Genomic DNA, 14,305 nt, shown 5'->3' with positions numbered 1-14,305 from the left:
TCGGGAGTTGGTTCCGGGTGGGCCTGCGGTGATCGAGCGTGGCCACCTCGTTTCGGCGCCGCGCGGGATCACCACCGCGCGGCTCTCGCTGCGGCCGCCCAGCCGGGATCACCTGCCCGAGCTGATTCGGCTGAAAGGTGACGAGCAGGCCTTCGGCCTGATGCTGCACGGCGTCCGCACGCCCGAGCGCACGCGCGAGGAGCTGGAGGACGACATCGAGTTCTGGCTGGTGCGCGGCTACGGCACCTGGAGCGTCTTCGAGCGGGAAACCGGGAACTTCCTGGGCCTCGCTGGGTTGATGGAGCGCCCCGACGGCCGCGGCGTGGCGTTGCGCTTCGCCCTCTGGCCGGAATGCCGCGGCAAGGGCTACGCCCGGGAAGCGGCCCGCGCCGCCCTGGAATTCGGCCACACGGCGGGCCTGCCCCGCATCATCGCCGTGGCCCGCGACAGCAACGCCGCTTCCCGCGCCGTGCTGACCGACCTCGGCATGACGCCCTGCGGGGAGTTCACCTACCAGGGCCACCGCATGCTGACTTTCGAGAGCCGCCGCGGCGCCTGACCGGGGGCTAGGCCCAGACGCTCAAGCCCTGCCCGCAGTCGCGTAAGACCCCGGCCTCACGTGGATGCCGGAGGCGGCGGGCGGCTCAGCGCCCTTCGCGGGCCGCCAGCTGAGCGATCTGGTTGCGCATGGCGTCCAGCAGGGCCGAGACCCGGCCACCGTTGCGGCTGATCACGGAAGAATACTCGCTCCGCTGCGTCAGCCGTAGCGAGGCGCCCTCCGCGATCACGTCCACGATGCGCAGCTGGCCGTTCACCTGGCCCACCCGCCAGTCCAGCCCGAAAGCGGGGTTGCCGGGACGCTCCACCACCGTGTTGACCAGCACATCCTCCTCGCTCCGCTGCTGGGTGCGGCCGAGAGAGAAGCGCACGCCCTGGTACTCGCCGAAGCGGGCGGACAGGTTGCGGATCAGGGTCTCCTCGAACAGCTGGCGGTACTGCCCCTGCTCGGCTGGGCTGGCCTGGTTCCACCAGCGCCCGAGGATGAAGCGGCCGACCCCGTCCACATCCACCGCACGGCGCAGGATGCCGGCCACCTGCTGCCGCCGCTGCGCCACCGGGGCGTTGCCGTTGATGGCCGCCACCAGCTCCTGGCCGGTGGACTGGATAAAGGACGCCGCCTGCCCCGTATCCACCTGGGCCAGGGCCGGGTGGCGGATCGCCAGCAGGGCGGGAAGTGTCAGGCTGGCGGTCAGCAGGGTGCGTCGCGACGTGGTCATGCTGGTCCTGTTCGTATGCGCTCGGGGGTCAACGCGCCGGCGCAGGCGCGGTTCCCCCGCCGGTGCCGGCCCCGGCGGCGGAACCGCTGTCGGGCGAGCCGACCCCGAGCCCGGTGCTGGAGGAGGCGGGCGAAGCCCCCGGCGTCGGCACCCTTTCGGCGTTGCGGATTTCGCGGTTGCGCTGCTGACGGTAGCCGGAGCGGATGGTGGCGTAGGGGTCGAGGCTGGTGCTGTTCACGGCATCCAGCGTCTCGATCACGCCCTCGCGCAGGTCTAGGCCGCGCGCCACGGGCACGCCGTAGTCGTAGGCGTTGTTCAAGCCGTCGCTGCCGAAGGTTAGGTAGGTGAAGGGGTTGGAAACGATGTCGACGCCCGTGCCCACTAGGTCGCGCGGGTTGCTGGGCCCGAGCAGCGGGATGAACAGGTAGGGACCCTCGCCCAGCCCGGCGGCCGCCAGCGTTTGGCCGAAATCCTCGGTGTGGCCGGGCAGGCCCATGGCGGCGGCAACGTCGAAGATGCCGCCCAGGCCCACGGTGCTGTTGAGCATGAAGCGCGCCAGCGTGTCGCGGGCGCGTTCCGGGTTCCCCTGCAGCGCGTCGTTGAGGAAGATCACCGGCGCGCGCAGGTTGCCCAGCACGTTGCGGATGCCCGTGCGCACCGGCGGCGGCACCACGGCGCGATAGGCCACGGCGGCCGGGCGCAGCACCGCCCTGTCGATCGTCTGGTGCACGGAGAACAGGGCGCGGTTGGTCGGCTCCAGCGGGTCGTTGTTCTGCTCGAACTCCGCCACCGCGTCGGGGTCGGACGGGTCGGGGCGGGTGGCGCAGGCCGAGGCGCCCAGGGCGAGGCAGAGAACGAGGAGGCGAAGGGAACGCATCTCGGGGTCGTGGCTCCTCGGCGGAACCGCCCCCGGGGGAGGGCGGCCGAACGGTTGAACCGCCATCTCTAGACCGAAGCCGTGAACAGCGACATAGCGTCCTGCGGCGAGCCGTGCTGCCATGCCGCGGCGTGATCGCGGAGCGCAGGCGCCTGGCCGTGTTCCACCCGCGGCCGGCATCTCTGCCCCACCGCCGCGGGCCAGCTTCCCTGGGCCAGGTCCGGGCCATCCGGGGCCACTCCCTGGAACGCTCCCTGGGGGCCCATCTGCAGAACCATCCCTGGGGTCCGTTCCCGGGGCTACCCTCTGGCCCGCGACCGCCGCCGTGCCCGACCTGGAGAAGCCGATGTCCCCTTCGCCGGAACCTGCCCTGTCGGCGCTGCTGCACCACCTGCCCGGGGAAGCCGGGCGCTGGGTGGCGGAGGCCGTCGGGCGCGAGCCGCGCTGCCATTACCACGGCCCTTCCCACCTCGCCCGCCTGTGGCAGCTCTTCGAGGCCGGCGGCTGGGCGGTGGACCGGGACGCCATGGCCCTGGCCATCGCCTTCCACGACTTCGTGCTCAACCCCGCCACCGCGCGCGGAGCGGACGAGGCCGCCTCGGCCGCCTGGTTCCGCGCCGCGGCGGGCCCGTTGCGACTGCCGCCGGACCAAGTGGACGCCGTGGCGGCCGCCATCCTGGCCACCGCCGACCATTTCTCACCCGCCGGCTCCGCCCTGGCGGCGGCGCTGTGCGACCTCGACCTGTCCGGCTTGGCCGGGAGCTGGGACGGCTACCGGGCCGACACGCTGGCGCTGCGCCGGGAATACCCCGGCGTCACCGATGCCGGTTTCGCCGCAGGGCGGGCCGCCTTTCTGCGCGGCGTGCTGCAGCACCCCCGCCTGTTCCAGCACCCCGCCACCCCGCCGGACTGGGAAGCACGGGCGCGGCAGAACCTCACGCGCAGTCTGGAGCCGGGCGTGCTGGACCGCTGGCTGGCCGAGGGCACCGCACCTCCCGCCCGCCCAGGCGCCTGACGCGAAAGGTCGCGATCACCGGGCCGGCGTTGGGAGGGCTGTTGGTCTGGTGGATGCGGTTGCGCCTGGGTTTGCTGGCGTTGGCCAGGGGCGCTGCCCCTGGACCCCGCCGGGGAGTTTAAACTCCCCGGGCCCCACGTTGAGTGCCTCCGGCGGGGGCGGGATGTCCGACGTTGGTCATGGCGGGCACCGTCGGCCAACCCGCCCCCGCCGCAGGCACTCATGAGGTCCAGGAGCCTAAGCTCCTGGCGGGGGCTCCAAGGGGGCAGAGCCCCCTTGGCCACGGCCCGAACACCGAAGCGCCACCAGCCTCACCCGGACCGACAACCCTTCCGAGGCGGACCGAGGATGGCGGCCTCTGCGCGGGGCTGCCGCGGGCGGCCGGTCGTCAGCTGGACGGGTAGGTCCGGGGATAGGTGATCTGATCCTGCGGGCCGGGGGCGCGGATCGGGCCGGGGCGGCCGCAGGCGGCCAGTAGCAGACCGGCAGCCAGGAACAGCAGCAGGGTGCGGGTCATGCCGGGTTCTCCCCCGTGTCGCGCAGTTGCTCGGTCCAGAGCGCCGCCGCTTCGGCCACGTTGGCCGGGGCCGTGCCGCCGAAGGAGGTGCGGGAAGCGACGGAGGCTTCCACCGACAGGACGCCGTAAACGCCATCGTGGATGCGCGGCTCCTCGGCGCGCAACTCCTCCAGGCTCAGGCCGGACAGGTCCAGGCCGCGGCGCTCGGCGGCGGCGACCAGCTTGCCGGTGACGTGGTGGGCGTCGCGGAAGGGCAGCTTCAGCTCGCGCACCAGCCAGTCCGCCAGGTCGGTGGCGGTGGAGAAGCCGGCCCCTGCCGCTTCGCGCAGCCGCGCCACGTCGGGCTGCAGGTCGCGCACCATGCCGGCGGTGGCCGCCAGGGCGAGCGACAGGGAGGCGGCGGCGTCGAACAGGCCTTCCTTGTCCTCCTGCATGTCCTTGCCGTAGGTCAGCGGCAGGCCCTTCATCACGGTCAGCAGCCCCACCAGCGCGCCGGCGATGCGGCCGGTCTTGGCCCGCACCAGCTCCGCCGCGTCCGGGTTGCGCTTCTGCGGCATGATGGAGGAGCCGGTGGTGTAGGCATCCGACAGCCGCACGAAGCCGAAATAGGGGCTGGTCCAGATCACCAGCTCCTCGGCCAGCCGCGACAGGTGCGTGGCGCAGATGGCGCAGGCGGCGAGGAACTCGATCGCGTAGTCGCGCGAGGCGACGCTGTCGAGGCTGTTGCGGGTCGGGCCGTCGAAGCCCAGGGCTGCCGCGGTCATGTGCCGGTCGATGGGGAAGCCAGTGCCGCACAGGGCCGCGGCGCCCAGCGGGCTCTCGTTCATCCGGACGCGGGCGTCGCGCAGCCGGCCGCGGTCGCGCGACAGCATCTCGGTATAGGCCAGCAGGTGGTGGCCCAGCGTGGTGGGCTGCGCCGGCTGCAGGTGGGTGAAGCCCGGCATCACGGTGCCGGCGTGCTCGGCGGCGCGTTCCACCAGGGCGCGCATGCAGTCGGCGATCTGGGCGTCCAGCCCGTCGATGGCGTCGCGCACCCAGAGCCGCACGTCTAGCGCCACCTGGTCATTGCGCGAACGGCCGGTGTGCAGCCGCTTGCCCGCTTCGCCGATGCGCTCGGTCAGGCGGGCCTCCACGTTCATGTGGATGTCCTCCAGCGCCTCGGAGAAGGGGAACTCGCCGCGCTCGATCTCGCCGGCGATGCTCTCCAGCCCGGCGCGGATCGCGGCCTCGTCATCGCCGGAGATGATCCCCACATGCGCCAGCATGGCGGCATGGGCGAGGCTGCCGCGGATGTCCTGGCGCCACATCTTCCGGTCGAAGCCGATGGAGGCGTTGATGGCCTGCATCACGGCCGAGGGGCCCTCGGCGTAGCGGCCGCCCCACTGGCTGTTGCTGCTCTTGTCGGACACGAACGGAGGGTTTCCCGTTGCTGAGGATCGAGCGCCGCGCGCTGACACTGGGCCTGCTGGCGGCGGGAGCCCCATTGAGCATGGCCCTTCCGGCCCGTCCAGCACGGGCGCAGTCGCCCAACCTGGGCCGGCTGATGGAAACGCCGCCCCGCCCGCTGCCGGCCTTCACCTTCACCGACGCCGAGGGCGACGCGAAGAGCCTGGCCGATTTCACCGGGCAGTCGCTGCTGCTGAACTTCTGGGCCACCTGGTGCCCGCCCTGCGTGGCGGAGATGCCGGCGCTGGACCGGCTGCAGGCGGCCCTGGGTGGCGAGGGGCTGAAGGTGCTGCCGCTTTCCTCCGACCGCGGCGGCCGGACGCAGGTGGAACCCTTCTACGCCGCGCGCCGGCTGACCAAGCTGGGCATCTGGCTGGACCCGCGCGGCGCCGCTGGCCGCGCCCTGGGCCTGCGCGGGCTGCCGACCACGGTGCTGGTGGACCGCCAGGGCCAGGAGCGGGCGCGGCTGGAAGGCTCCACCGAATGGGACCGGCCGGACATGCTGGCCACCATCCGCCGCCTGATCCTTGCCCCCGCGACGCCCGGGCAGCCTGCGGCGCCCGGGCAGCCCACGGCCACCTGAACCGGCGCGCCCTTTCCCGCGTTGCAGGGGATGCACGGGTTCGTGCGAATGCGGAGAAGGGAAACACTGTGACCGAGCCGAAGGTGGAGATTCAGGGCGACAGCGAGCCGGCGGTGGCGCTGGCCCTGTTGCAGCTGATCATGCAGGCCCAGGGCGAGGCGGCGGCGAGCCTCGACCGCGACTGGATCCTGTCCACCTACGCCGATTGCCTGGCCGTGGTGGGCGGTGCCGAGGTCCAGTACGACGATGACGAGGACGAGGAGGACGAGGCGGCGCCCCCGCGGGAGAACTGATCCCGTCACCGGGACGCGGGCGCCGGGCCGGAATGGCATCCTGCCCGGCCGGGGGAAGCGGCAGCCGCCGCTTCGTGTTAGGACGGGGCAGCAATGCCGGGGCCTCGGCCTCGCTCGCCTGAACCTCTGCCTCGCCGACCCGGACCAGGAGCCGACAACGAATGCATCTGCGCAAGCGCGTTCTGGTGACCGGCGGGGCCGGCTTCCTGGGGTCGCATCTCTGCGAGGTGCTGCTGAACCGCGGCGAACACGTGCTGTGCCTGGACAACTACTTCACCGGCACGCGCGACAACATCGCGCACCTGATCGGCAACCCGTTCTTCGAGGTGATCCGGCATGACGTGACCTTCCCGATCTATCTGGAGGTCGACCGGATCTACAACCTGGCCTGCCCGGCCTCGCCGATCCACTACCAGCACGACCCGGTGCAGACCACCAAGACCAGCGTGCACGGCGCCATCAACATGCTGGGCCTCGCCAAGCGGCTGAAGGCGCGGATCCTGCAAGCCTCCACCAGCGAGGTCTACGGCGACCCCGCCATGCACCCGCAGCGCGAGGAGTACTGGGGCCACGTCAACCCGATCGGCCTGCGCTCCTGCTACGACGAGGGCAAGCGCTGCGCCGAAACGCTGTTCTTCGACTACCACCGCCAGCACCAGCTGGAGATCAAGGTGGCGCGGATTTTCAACACCTACGGCCCGCGCATGCACCCCAATGACGGGCGGGTGGTGTCGAACTTCATTATCCAGGCGCTGCTGGGCAAGCCCATCACCATCTACGGCGACGGCTCCCAGACGCGGTCCTTCTGCTACGTCTCTGATCTGGTGGACGGGCTGGTGCGGCTGATGGACTCCGAGGCCGACGTCACCGGCCCCATCAACCTCGGCAACCCCGTCGAGTTCACCATCCGCGAGCTGGCCGAGCTGGTGATCGCCGAGGTCGGCCGCGGCGGCTCCATCATCAGCAAGCCGCTGCCCAGCGACGACCCCCGCCAGCGCCGCCCCGACATCACCAAGGCCGAGAGCCTGCTGGGCTGGAAGCCCGCCATCGCCCTGCGCGACGGCCTGCGCTCCACCATCGCCCACTTCGACCGCCTGCTGAGTGAGCCGGGCAGCCGTGAGCTGATGCGGGTCTGAGGGGGTAGCGCTTCGTGTTCTAGCCGTGGCCAGGGGGCGCCGCCCCCTGAACCCCCGCCGGGGAGTTACGAACTCCCCGGACCCCGCGTTGAGTGCCTCCGGCGGGGGCGGGATGGCTGACGGTAGTCATGGGGGACAACGGCGTCCGGCCCGCCCCCGCCGGAGGCACTCATGAGGTCGAGGAGCCTAAGCTCCTCGCGGGGTGTCCAGAGGGGCAGAGCCCCTCTGGCCGCGGCCCGAACCCCGAAGCATTACCCCTCGGCCTCGCTCTCCTCCGCGGGCTTGCCCAGGTCCTGCGCGACCTCCGGCCGGCGCATCAGGGCGTCGATGTGCATGGCGTGGTCCAGGGCGGTGTCGGCCTGGAAGTGCAGTTCCGGCGCCACGCGCAGGCGCACGGCCTTGGCCACCTGCGTGCGCAGGTAGGGCTGCGAGCGCTTCAGCGCGTCCAGCAGCGGCTTGTCCGCCGTCTGGCCCAGCCGCGACACGAACACCGTCATGTGCTTCAGGTCGGGCGAGGCGCGCACCTCGGTCACGGTGACGCGCGCCTCGGACAGTTCGGGGTCGCGCACGTCGCCGCGCGCCAGCACGGCGGCCAGGGCGTGGCGGATTTCCTCGGCCACGCGGAGCTGACGCTGGGTCGGCCCGTCCTCCGATCCCCGGCGGGGCGGCTTCTTGCTCATGGGTATGGGTCCTGAAAAAGCAGAACCCCCGCGAGATGAGTCGCGGGGGTCCGGTTCGCAACGGGGAAGGCCGCGCCTCAGTCGGCGGCGACGGTCTCCGTCTCGTAGCACTCGATCTGGTCGTCCACGCGGATGTCGTTGTAGTTCGAGAAGGACATGCCGCATTCGTAACCGTTGGCGACCTCGCGGACGTCGTCCTTGAAGCGCCGCAGCGTGGACAGGGTGCCCTGGTGGATCACCACGCCGTCGCGCAGCAGGCGGACGCCGGCGCCGCGCTTCACCACGCCCTCGGTCACGCGGCAGCCGGCGATGTTGCCCAGCCGCTTGACCTCGAAGACCTGCAGGATCTGCGCGTAGCCCAGGAACTTCTCGCGCTGGATCGGGGCGAGCTTGCCCTTGACCAGCTTCTCGATGTCGTCGGCCACCTCGTAGATGATGGAGTAGTAGCGGATCTCCACCCCGTCGCGCTGTGCCAGCTCCCGCGCCTGGGTCGTGGCGCGGACGTTGAAGGCCACCACCACGGCGTCGGAGGCCTTGGCCAGCTGGATGTCGCTCTCGGTGATCTGGCCGACGCCGCTGTGCAGCATCCGCACCTTCACCTCGTCGCGGCTCAGCTTGGCCAGGGTGACGCCGAGCGCCTCGGCGGAACCCTGCACGTCCGCCTTGACGACGACCGCAACCTCCTTCTGCTCGCCCGCCTGAATGCGGGCCAGCATGTCGTTGAGGGTGCCGCGGGCGGCGCTGACGGAAGCCGCCTGCTTCTCGCGCGCCTTGCGCTGACGGAACTCGCTGACCTCGCGCGCCTGGGTCTCGTTCTCCACGGCGACGAAGTTCTCGCCGGCCGACGGCACGCCACTCAGGCCCAGGATCTCCACCGGCAGCGACGGGCCGGCTTCCTTGACCTGCTTGGCGAGGTCGTTGTTCAGCGCCCGCACCCGGCCCCATTCGGTGCCGGCCACCACGATGTCGCCCTGGCGCAGCGTACCTTTCTGCACCAGCACGGTGGCCACCGGGCCGCGGCCTTTGTCCAGCTTGCTCTCGATCACCGTGCCTTCGCCGGCGCGATCGGGGTTGGCGCGCAGGTCCAGCACCTCGGCCTGCAGGAAGATCGCTTCCAGCAGCCCATCCAGGTTGGTGCTCTTGAGCGCCGAAACCTCGACCTCCTGCGTCTCGCCGCCGAGGGATTCCACCACCACCTCGTGCTGCAGCAGTTCCTGCCGCACGCGGTCGGGGTTCACCCCGGGCTTGTCGATCTTGTTGACGGCGATGATCAGCGGCACCTGCGCCGCGCGGGCGTGGCGGATCGCCTCGATGGTCTGGGGCATCACGCCGTCATCGGCCGCCACCACCAGCACCACCATGTCGGTGACGCTGGCGCCGCGGGCGCGCATGGCGGTGAAGGCCTCGTGGCCGGGCGTGTCGATGAACGTCACGCGCTGACCGTCGGGGGTGCTGATCTGGTAGGCGCCGATGTGCTGCGTGATGCCGCCGGCCTCGCGGGCGGCGACGTCGGTCTTGCGCAGCGCATCCAGCAGCGAGGTCTTGCCGTGGTCCACGTGGCCCATGATGGTGACCACGGGCGGCCGCGGCAGCAGCGCCTCTTCCTCGTCCAGCGCGCCTTCCAGGCCCAGCTCGACGTCGCTTTCCGACACGCGGCGCGGACGGTGGCCGAATTCCTGCACCACCAGCTCGGCGGTGTCGGCGTCGATGCTCTGCGTCAGCGTCGCCATGACGCCCATGCGGAACAGCGCCTTCACCACCTCGCCGCCGCGGGCGGCCATGCGGTTGGCCAGTTCCTGCACGGTGATGACGTCGGGGATGGTGACGTCGCGCACCACCTTGACGCCGTCCGAGCGCAGCCGGGCGAGCTCCGCCTGCCGCCGCTCGCGCTCACGGGCGCGGCGGACGGAGGCCAGGGACCGGGACCGGTCGTCCTCGCCCTCGATCGCCGCCTGCACGTCGATGCGGCCCTCGCGGCGCTTGTCGGCGCCGACGGGGGGCTTGCGGGCAGGGGTCGCCACCGGGCGACGCGTGGCCGGGGTCGCGGGCGGGCCGAGCCGCCGCGTCGGTAGCCGGCGCTCGGTGTCCTCGCCCTCGCCGGGACGGCCGGGGGGAAGGGACAGGCGCGCTCCGGGCGCACCGGCCGCACCGCCGGGGCCGCGGGCGGCGAAGCCGCCGCCGGCACCGCCGGGGCCACCCGGACCACGGGCGGCGTAGCCGCCACCGGCGCCGCCGGGACCACCCGGGCCGCGCGCCGCATAACCACCACCGGCGCCGCCGGGACCACCCGGGCCGCGCGCCGCATAACCACCACCGGCACCGCCGGGACCACCCGGGCCGCGGGCAGCGTAGCCGCCACCGGCACCGCCGGGACCACCCGGGCCGCGGGCGGCGTAACCGCCACCGGCACCGCCGGGACCACCCGGGCCGCGGGCGGCGTAACCGCCACCGGCACCGCCGGGACCACCGGGCGCACGCGGGGCGTAGCCGCCGCCGGCACCGCCGGGCGAGCGCGGCGCGTAGCCGGCACCCGCACCGGCACCGCCGGGCGCACGGGCGCCGTAGCCGCCGCCCGCACCCGGGCTGCGCGGCGCGTAGCCGCCGGCGTCGCGGCCGCCGTCACGCGGCGGCGGGCCGCGCATGTCGCGGTCGTCGCGCGGGCGCTCGTCGCGCAGCGGCGGACGGACGTCTTCCCGCACCGGCGGACGGGCAACCGGGGCGCGCGCGGCGATCGGCTCGGGCGCGGCGGGGCGCGGGGCAGGGGCGGGCGCCTCGGGCGCTGCCGCCGGGGCGGCCGCCTGCTCGGCGGCGCGCTGCGCGGCCTCGGCGGCGCGCTGCCGCTCTTCCTCGGCCTGGCGGCGCCGGGCCTCGGCCGCTTCTTCCGCGGCCTCGGCAGCGCGGCGCGCATCCTCTTCCGCCTTGCGGGCGGCTTCCTCGGCGGCGGAGCGCACCATCAGCGCCTGGCGCTCGCGCTCCTCGCGCTGGCGCTGGCTCTCGACGCGGCGCTGTTCTTCCAGCACGCGCTGGCGGGTGGCCAGCTCGGCCTGGGTCAGCGGCCGGCCGGCCTGCGGCGCCGCGCCGCGGGGGGCACCCGCGCCGCCGCTGCCCGGACGCGCCGGGCCGCTCGCCCGCCCACCGGGACCGGTGGCGGCGGGGCGGGCCCCGGTCGCGGCCGCCGCGGGGGCAGGGTTGCGCTTCTTCACCACCTCGACCTGCACGGTCTTGGAGCGGCCATGGCTGAAGGACTGGCGGACGCTGCCCGCATCCACCGTCTTGTTGCCGAGCTCCATCCGTCCGCCGGGCCGAAGGCTCAGCCGGTTCTTGGCCGCGTCCTGCTCGTTCCCGTCGCTCATCCGCCCGCCGTCTGCACCCGAATTCTCGTCAGCCACGCACACTCTCCACGGCGCTGGTGAAGCCACCCAGACGGGCCGCCTCCCGCGCGATCTCCTGGGCCAGCCGGCCCCGCGCCACCGCCACGTGCACCGTGTGGTCGCGCCCGAAAACGCTTCCCAGTTCCGCCGCCGAAAGGGCAGCGACCACCGGGACCTCCTTTGACCCGACCAGCCGCGCGCGTTCCGACGCGCTGCCGTCCGAGGCCTGCACCACCAGCCCGGCCCGACCGGACTGCAGCCATTCCCGCGCCTGCTGAAAGCCGCACACCGCCTGCCCGGCGCGACGGGCAAAGCCGACGAGGTCGCGAAGGCGATGCCTCAGTCCGGCCTCGATCCGCATGCTCAGGTCGGGGGGGGCTTGCACCTGCCCGCGGGCCGCCTTGGCGAAAGCACCGCGTTTGAGGGCGGCTTCTAGCACATCGGCTCGCGCACTCAACCACATTCCCCGTCCGGGCAGCCGCTCGCCGAGGTCGGGAACGAGTTCCCGACCTGGTCCGAGCACGAAACGGAGCATCCCGTCCTTGGGCAGGCTGGTCCGCGTGGCCACGCAGCGGCGCAGCGGACCCTTCTCCTCCGGGTCGGGCTCGCCCGGTGTCGCCGGGTCAGGTTCCCCTGATCCCGCCGCGCCGGACGTTCTCGGTGCCGCCGGATCGGAACGGCCCGGCCCCGTCGGGGCCTTGCGTTCCGAACCGCCCGGGCCGGGCTTTCCCGACCCTGTGGCACGCCGCCGCCGGCCCAGATCCGCCCGGCCGGGCTTGCCCGGTGCGGGGGAAGGGGAACCGGCCGGCGCTGCGGACGGAGCCTCGGACAGGTCGACGGGCCGGTCCGCGGCGGCGGGCATCTTGCCCGCCGCCGCGGAACCTCCGCCGTCTAGTGGTGCGACATGGCGCCGGTCATGGTGCGGGGGGGACGTTGTTCGTCTCCTCGCCACCCGGGACGGGGCTGCCGGCGGTGGCGGCAGGATCGGCGTCATTCGCCGCATCCCCGCCTTCCGCGCCGTTCTCGCCCTCGAACCAGTGCTGCCGCGCCGCCATGATGATGGCGTTGGCGGTTTCCTCGTCCACGGCGCCTTCGCCCAGGATCTCGATCAGCTCGTCGGCCGCGAGGTCGCCCAGGTCGTCCAGCGTCTTGATGCCCTTCTCGCCCAGCGTCACCAGCAGGGCCGGGGAGAAGCCGCCGGCTTCCGCCACCGCGTCCTCGACGCCCAGGGCGCGGCGCTTCTCGTCCAGCTCGGCGTCGCGGCTTTCCAGCCAGGCCATGCCGCGGCGCTTCAGCTCCTGCGCCACGCTCTCGTCGAAGCCCTCGATCTCCGCCAGCTCCTCATCGGCGGTGTCCACGATCTCCTCGATCGTGCCGAAGCCCTCGGCCACCAGCAGGCCGGCGATCACGTCGTCCACGTCCAGCCCTTCCACGAAGAGGCTGGTGCGCTTGCGGAAGTCCTCCTGCCGGCGCTCGCTCTCCTCGGCCTCCGTCTGGATGTCGATGTCGAAGCGCGTCAGCTGCGAGGCGAGGCGGACGTTCTGCCCGCGCCGGCCGATGGCGAGCGAGAGCTGGTCATCCGGCACCACCACCTCGACGCGGCGGCCCTCGTCGTCCAGCACCACCTTGCTCACCTCGGCGGGGGCCAGCGCGTTCACCAGGAAGGTGGCGGGGTCCTGCGCCCAGGGAATGATGTCGATGCGCTCGCCCTGCAGTTCGGCGACGACGGCTTGCACGCGCGAGCCGCGCATGCCGACGCAGGCGCCCACCGGGTCGATGGAGCTGTCGCGGGAAATCACCGCCATCTTGGCGCGGGAACCGGGGTCGCGGGCCACCGCCTTGATCTCGATGATGCCGTCGTAGATCTCGGGCACTTCCTGGGCGAAGAGCTTGGCCAGGAAGCCCGGATGCGTGCGGGACAGGAAGATCTGCGGCCCGCGGGCTTCCTCGCGTACGTCGTAAATGTAGGCGCGCACGCGGTCGCCGTTGCGGAAGGCTTCACGCGGGATAGTCTCGTCGCGGCGCAGCAGCGCCTCGGCGCGACCGAGATCCACCATCAGGTTGCCGTACTCGGTGCGCTTGACGACGCCGTTGATGACCTCGCCCACGCGGTCCTTGTACTCGTCGAACTGCTTCTTGCGCTCCACCTCGCGCACGCGCTGCACGATCACCTGCTTGGCGGTCTGCGCGGCGATGCGGCCGAAGTCGATCGGCGGCAGCGGGTCCACGATGAACTCGCCGGCCGAGATGCCCGGGCGGAACTTCAGCGCGATCCGCAGCGGGATCTGCGTTTCCTCGTTCTCGACCGTGTCGGTGTCCACCACCTCGGTCCAGCGGCTCAGCTTCACCTCGCCGTTGCGGCGGTCGATGGTGGCGCGGATGTCCTTCTCGGCGCCGTACTTGGCGCGGCCGGCCTTCTGGATGGCCTGCTCCATGGCCTCCAGCACCTCGTCGCGCTCGATCATCTTCTCGCGCGCCACGGCGTCGGCGACCTGCAACAGTTCCGGGCGAAGGACGGAGGCGTCCAGGGCCATGGCCTTAGTTCCTCTTCTCTGCCGCTTGGGCATCGGCCGCGGTGGCGGCCATCAGTTCGTCGGTCAGCACCAGCTTGGCGCGGCGAATGGCGTCGCGAGGCAGCGTGACCTCGCCACCCTCGTCCAGCCGCAGCCGCACCTCGTTGTCGTCCGCCGCCAGGATGCGGCCCTTGAAGCGCCGGCGGCCTTCCATGGGCACGGCCAGCTCCGCGGTGGCCAGGTGGCCGGCGAAGCGCACCCAGTCCTTGGTGCGGGTCAGCGGCCGGTCGATGCCGGCCGAGGACACTTCCAGGTTCCATTCCCCGGTGAAGGGGTCCTCGACGTCCAGCACCGCGCCGGCGGCGTGGGAGATCGCCTCGCAATCCTCGACGCCGATCAGCGAGCCATCGGCCCGGTCGGCCATGATCTGCACCGTCGGCGTCCGGGTCCCCGACACCTGCACGCGCACCAGCTCATAGCCCATGCCGGTGATGGCCGGCTCGATCGCGCGGGCGAGGCGAGCTTCCAGCCCTTCGTGCAGGGCAGCGTCTTCGGTGGCGTCAGGCTTCGGCAACAAAAAAAGGCGGCCCGCGAAGG

At 72.6% G+C, this 14,305-nt stretch carries 13 protein-coding genes and 2 pseudogenes; 5 read left to right on the top strand and 10 right to left on the bottom strand.

The window, feature by feature from the left end; translation table 11 throughout:
* Positions 1–28: 28 nt before the first annotated feature.
* A complete protein-coding gene (locus tag ACLIBK_RS11825) occupies positions 29–559 on the top strand; it encodes a GNAT family N-acetyltransferase (protein ID WP_415387458.1) in 531 nt (176 codons plus the stop codon).
* Between the two features lie 85 nt (positions 560–644).
* Here ACLIBK_RS11825 and ACLIBK_RS11820 read toward each other — a convergent pair whose 3' ends face one another.
* Both ACLIBK_RS11820 and ACLIBK_RS11815 read right to left on the bottom strand, forming a co-directional pair.
* Complete coding sequence (locus ACLIBK_RS11820) at positions 645–1,277, bottom strand: MlaC/ttg2D family ABC transporter substrate-binding protein (RefSeq protein WP_415387457.1); 633 nt, start codon at positions 1,275–1,277, stop codon at positions 645–647.
* 28 nt (positions 1,278–1,305) lie between these two features.
* Positions 1,306–2,154 (bottom strand): VacJ family lipoprotein, encoded by an 849-nt coding sequence (locus ACLIBK_RS11815; RefSeq protein WP_415387456.1) that lies wholly within the window; start codon positions 2,152–2,154, stop codon positions 1,306–1,308.
* 346 nt (positions 2,155–2,500) lie between these two features.
* On the opposite strand from ACLIBK_RS11815, the gene ACLIBK_RS11810 reads away from it, so the two are divergent.
* Positions 2,501–3,169: a hypothetical protein gene (locus tag ACLIBK_RS11810; RefSeq protein WP_415387455.1), complete on the top strand. Its 669-nt coding sequence runs from the start codon at positions 2,501–2,503 to the stop codon at positions 3,167–3,169.
* A 388-nt stretch (positions 3,170–3,557) separates the two neighbouring features.
* Here the strand turns inward: ACLIBK_RS11810 and ACLIBK_RS11805 are convergent, their stop codons facing one another.
* Complete coding sequence (locus ACLIBK_RS11805; RefSeq protein WP_415387454.1) at positions 3,558–3,686, bottom strand: hypothetical protein; 129 nt, start codon at positions 3,684–3,686, stop codon at positions 3,558–3,560.
* Positions 3,683–5,170, bottom strand: a complete 1,488-nt coding sequence (gene argH, locus ACLIBK_RS11800; protein WP_415387453.1) for an argininosuccinate lyase — start codon at positions 5,168–5,170, stop codon at positions 3,683–3,685. Before argH ends, ACLIBK_RS11805 begins: the two co-directional genes overlap by 4 nt.
* Before the next feature lie 5 nt (positions 5,171–5,175).
* Here argH and ACLIBK_RS11795 point away from each other — a divergent pair, with 5 nt between their 5' ends.
* From ACLIBK_RS11795 to ACLIBK_RS11785, 3 genes are all read left to right on the top strand, one after another.
* Positions 5,176–5,715 carry a TlpA family protein disulfide reductase gene (locus tag ACLIBK_RS11795; RefSeq protein ID WP_415387452.1) on the top strand — a complete coding sequence of 180 codons (540 nt, stop codon included), beginning with the start codon at positions 5,176–5,178 and terminating at the stop codon, positions 5,713–5,715.
* Between the two features lie 68 nt (positions 5,716–5,783).
* A complete protein-coding gene (locus ACLIBK_RS11790; protein ID WP_415387451.1) occupies positions 5,784–6,008 on the top strand; it encodes a hypothetical protein in 225 nt (74 codons plus the stop codon).
* 161 nt (positions 6,009–6,169) lie between these two features.
* Entirely contained in the window at positions 6,170–7,144 is a 975-nt protein-coding gene (locus tag ACLIBK_RS11785; protein WP_415387450.1) for a UDP-glucuronic acid decarboxylase family protein, read from the top strand.
* Between the two features lie 251 nt (positions 7,145–7,395).
* Here ACLIBK_RS11785 and rbfA read toward each other — a convergent pair whose 3' ends face one another.
* From rbfA to rimP, 6 genes and pseudogenes are all read right to left on the bottom strand, one after another.
* A complete protein-coding gene (gene rbfA / locus ACLIBK_RS11780; protein ID WP_415387449.1) occupies positions 7,396–7,824 on the bottom strand; it encodes a 30S ribosome-binding factor RbfA in 429 nt (142 codons plus the stop codon).
* Positions 7,825–7,901: 77 nt separating this feature from the next.
* Positions 7,902–10,066: pseudogene (gene infB, locus ACLIBK_RS11775) on the bottom strand (translation initiation factor IF-2); the annotation flags it as partial.
* Between the two features lie 961 nt (positions 10,067–11,027).
* Positions 11,028–11,114 (bottom strand): annotated as a pseudogene (locus ACLIBK_RS11770) (translation initiation factor IF-2 associated domain-containing protein); the annotation flags it as partial.
* 91 nt (positions 11,115–11,205) lie between these two features.
* Positions 11,206–12,057, bottom strand: a complete 852-nt coding sequence (locus tag ACLIBK_RS11765; protein WP_415387448.1) for an RNA-binding protein — start codon at positions 12,055–12,057, stop codon at positions 11,206–11,208.
* Between the two features lie 52 nt (positions 12,058–12,109).
* Entirely contained in the window at positions 12,110–13,729 is a 1,620-nt protein-coding gene (gene nusA / locus ACLIBK_RS11760) for a transcription termination factor NusA (RefSeq protein ID WP_415387447.1), read from the bottom strand.
* 4 nt (positions 13,730–13,733) lie between these two features.
* Complete coding sequence (rimP, locus tag ACLIBK_RS11755) at positions 13,734–14,282, bottom strand: ribosome maturation factor RimP (protein ID WP_415387446.1); 549 nt, start codon at positions 14,280–14,282, stop codon at positions 13,734–13,736.
* Positions 14,283–14,305 lie beyond the last annotated feature (23 nt).

This window comes from Roseomonas sp. BN140053 (assembly GCF_047690175.1).
Lineage (GTDB): Bacteria > Pseudomonadota > Alphaproteobacteria > Acetobacterales > Acetobacteraceae > Roseomonas.
Note: the sequence above shows the minus strand (reverse complement) of the source record. Positions and strands in the feature narration are given on the sequence as shown.